The sequence below is a fragment of the Bartonella sp. P12B genome (genome assembly GCF_055796185.1).
Genome location: NZ_JBTTDI010000039.1, coordinates 1 through 3,061, shown reverse-complemented (window position 1 = coordinate 3,061; position 3,061 = coordinate 1). Strand labels below are relative to the sequence as shown.

Genomic DNA, 3,061 nt, shown 5'->3' with positions numbered 1-3,061 from the left:
ACGTTTAAAGCCAGCTAAAGATGTTTTACCTTCCTCCTTCTTTAAGTATGTAACAGAAGAGCGCCGTAAACGTGGACGACCACCAGTTGAGTCTCCTAAACAAGCGGTTACTCTCCGCCTTGATCCAAATATTATTGCCTCTTTTAAAAAACAAGGGAAAGATTGGCGCGCACGTATGGGTGAAGTCTTAAAAAAAGCAAGCGGTTGCTAAATCAGACTACCTCCCCATTTTTGAGAACGGGGAGGGGAGTTATGTTTTTGTTTAAGCAGCTTTCACAACAGGACTTTCAATATTGGGAGCATAAGCTTGCAATAACGGATTCATGATATGCGGTAATTCTGAAGTTCCAAAACCTGTAAGAACTGCTAAAATCTTTGTAATATTTGGCACGTCATCTTGAAGTTTTAAAATCAAAGCTTTCTCTACCATGCTCATAACCTCAACCAGTGCGCTACAGTCTTTATCTCCAATGCCTTCACAATTGACAAACTGAAACAAAGCCATCCACAAATCACATAAAAAATCAACACTGGTATTCATTGCACACCTCCATGGATTTGTTCTCTCAAGCAAGCTAATCCTCTGGATGTGATTTTCGTTGAAGGGAGCACCTTTTCTGTACCATCGGGTCTTTGAATAGTAATAGCAGGGCAATCCATAAGACCTTTCTTGATCTTATCCTGATAAGGTAACAAAGGAGCACCCGGAGCCCGTCGATAGACCCAATCATGTTTACGCAAGTAATCAGTTAAGTCCTTTGGTCGTACCTCTAACATCTTTGCAGATTCAATCAAACCAAACAGACCATCAGAGCGTTTTAAACCGTCAAGCGCCTTTGCTTTGGGCTCTAGCTCAGCAATTATGATGTCTTTACGTTCATTTTCGTTTTTTAGATGTGTTAAGACACCTAACATCACTTGTGGACTTGAATAATCAACCTGTGGTGTGACTACCTGCTTTGCAAGTTTTTCACATTCGATAAAGTATTCTCTTGCTTGATGTCCTTTGTCATTACGCTCGATCATCGAAAGATGTTTAGCCATGTCTAATGTGAGGTAGTATTCTATGCTTGGGCGCCCACCTTTTTCTAAAAATTTAGAAAAACCTATAAAGTCTATATTTTCCCGAAACTTACATTCTTTAATACGATTTTTAATCCAGTCTGCAAACTTTGATGTGATTTCTAAAAAACTATGCAAGTCACGTGCATCAACTGTTTGAACAGTTTCTTGATCAATGGTTTGTTCTTTAATTTTTATAAGAGTGTTCATAATGAACTCCTTATCGTTAGATGTTTTTCATTGACACTCTAAAGAGAGTGCCGGGCGCTGAAAAACACGGCGATAAGTCCGTCGTTACACTTTTCCCGCAAAGGTATTGTATAGTGTAACCACACCCGACAAAATCACTATATGCTACAAAGCATGTGATGAGTCAAAGTTTTTAAATTTCGGCGGGAAGAGATTATTTCGGTAATCTATCCGCTTATCGTTCGGTGTTTTTCAGGCACCTGATTCGAAAATATATGTTACAGAAATAATGTCAAGAATAAAAATAATTTTTTGTTTTTAAATAATCATATATTGTACAGTGCACATATTGAAATCGTTATTTATCAATGAGTTATGTGTACAATGTACAGTCAATTTGAAAAATTCTAACGCTAGCGATAGTTCGCGCTGTCCTGCCCCGCAACACTCCCAACCCGCTGGAAAGTACCTTTTGCATTGATTTTATTGTATTTTTTATGGAAAAAGCCAAAGTGAAAGTGATAATTTGCTTTAAAATTACAATTGAAGTGAGTAGTGTATCTACATAGCTTAAGAACATTATTTCTTTTTCTTGTTAGCAGCATATTCTTGGCGTTCAAGTTGTCTCTGTATATTTTTGATTAATCTCTCATTGGCATATTGTGCAATAGTACTTGCAATTTCTGGCTTGGACATTACTCCAGCAATTGATGGTCCCATTTGTTTTGCAATAGGGAAGTGATCACCATCGGCTCTTTGAAAAACATTGTTGCCCATTTTTAATTCAACACGCTTTGGAAATTTTCCACCTCGAATAAAAGCATGGGGTAAGATTTCTTGCTTGCCAAACATTGTGTAAGCCACACCGTGTTTTGTTTCTCTTACTTTTTTAAAAAATTTAAGAGGTATCGGTGTTCCAGAGCCAATGATATCTGTCTCGAGAAGCTGTGCTGTAGCCTTTCCCTTAATATAAACGCCTTTTTTGATACGCTTTGATTGGGCTGATGTAAGATCAGAAATTTCCTTTTCAGCAAAGCGTTCCACTTGTTTTGCTGCGGTATTTACAGCATTACGCAAAGTCCAATTAAGGCGTGGTGCTTGAAGATTTGTAAAGGTATCCTTTACTTGCTGAAGATACCATTTTTGGCGGATAATTAATTTCAACTTCTAAGCCTTTTTGGGATTAGATGTTGATGGCTTAGAAACTTTAGGTGTTTTTGCCTGTATGGGTGTGGTTTCCTCTACCACTTCTTCAGTTGATGTTTGTCCATTTTCTTTGTCTTCTTTCTCAACCTTTTTACTTGTCTTATCAGGGTTTGCGTTTGTTTTGTTCTCAACAAAAGGTTTTGCAGCATTGGCACGCTTGAGCCTTGCATAGAGTTGATTAGAAACTTCAACAAATGGGGTATTTTGTGTAGAAGGTTCAAAACGAACGGTGCTTTTATTGTCGCCAACGACACACATTGGTTTAGTGATGACAGCTTTCATTATTGCTCCTTTTGAGGAATGATTTAATGACATTATGCGTCAAATATTGCTTTTTACGATTTGAAAAAATGGACAAGCCAGAATTACCGAGAAAACCGGACTCTTTAGCCCTGTTTCAGGTCCATATTTTACTGAATTTTTGGGGAATATTTTTGAATTTTAGACACAATACGACTAGTGCCGTGCCGTCATTAAATACGATTTTTTACACGATGTCAACAGAAAAAATCATAATCTAGTATTTTTTTTATTTTTTTAATCAAAATCTGGTGTTTTTAGAAAGAAGTTACCATTCATGTTCAAGATGCTGCTTGACAACTAC

5 protein-coding genes are annotated in these 3,061 nt (G+C 37.3%); 1 reads left to right on the top strand and 4 read right to left on the bottom strand.

The annotated features are described in order from the left end of the window. Positions 1-211: BrnA antitoxin family protein (locus AC0QT1_RS08395; protein ID WP_473202106.1), on the top strand; the 211-nt coding region annotated here is incomplete at its 5' end. Positions 212-262: 51 nt separating this feature from the next. Here the strand turns inward: AC0QT1_RS08395 and AC0QT1_RS08390 are convergent. From AC0QT1_RS08390 to AC0QT1_RS08375, 4 genes are all read right to left on the bottom strand, one after another. Further along, positions 263-541 (bottom strand): hypothetical protein, encoded by a 279-nt coding sequence (locus tag AC0QT1_RS08390; RefSeq protein WP_473201280.1) that lies wholly within the window; start codon positions 539-541, stop codon positions 263-265. Beyond that, complete coding sequence (locus AC0QT1_RS08385; RefSeq protein ID WP_473201281.1) at positions 538-1,272, bottom strand: antA/AntB antirepressor family protein; 735 nt, start codon at positions 1,270-1,272, stop codon at positions 538-540. Before AC0QT1_RS08385 ends, AC0QT1_RS08390 begins: the two co-directional genes overlap by 4 nt. A gap of 558 nt (positions 1,273-1,830) precedes the next feature. After that, entirely contained in the window at positions 1,831-2,415 is a 585-nt protein-coding gene (locus tag AC0QT1_RS08380; RefSeq protein WP_473201282.1) for a hypothetical protein, read from the bottom strand. A gap of 3 nt (positions 2,416-2,418) precedes the next feature. Beyond that, a complete protein-coding gene (locus AC0QT1_RS08375; protein WP_473201283.1) occupies positions 2,419-2,739 on the bottom strand; it encodes a hypothetical protein in 321 nt (106 codons plus the stop codon). Between the last annotated feature and the right edge of the window lie 322 nt (positions 2,740-3,061).

Bases quoted from the DNA above. Each gene is read 5' to 3' on its own strand.
- AC0QT1_RS08390 (WP_473201280.1), bottom strand. From the start codon at position 541: ATGAATACCAGTGTTGATTTTTTATGTGATTTGTGGATGGCTTTGTTT.
- AC0QT1_RS08385 (WP_473201281.1), bottom strand. From the start codon at position 1,272: ATGAACACTCTTATAAAAATTAAAGAACAAACCATTGATCAAGAAACT.
- AC0QT1_RS08375 (WP_473201283.1), bottom strand. From the start codon at position 2,739: ATGAAAGCTGTCATCACTAAACCAATGTGTGTCGTTGGCGACAATAAA.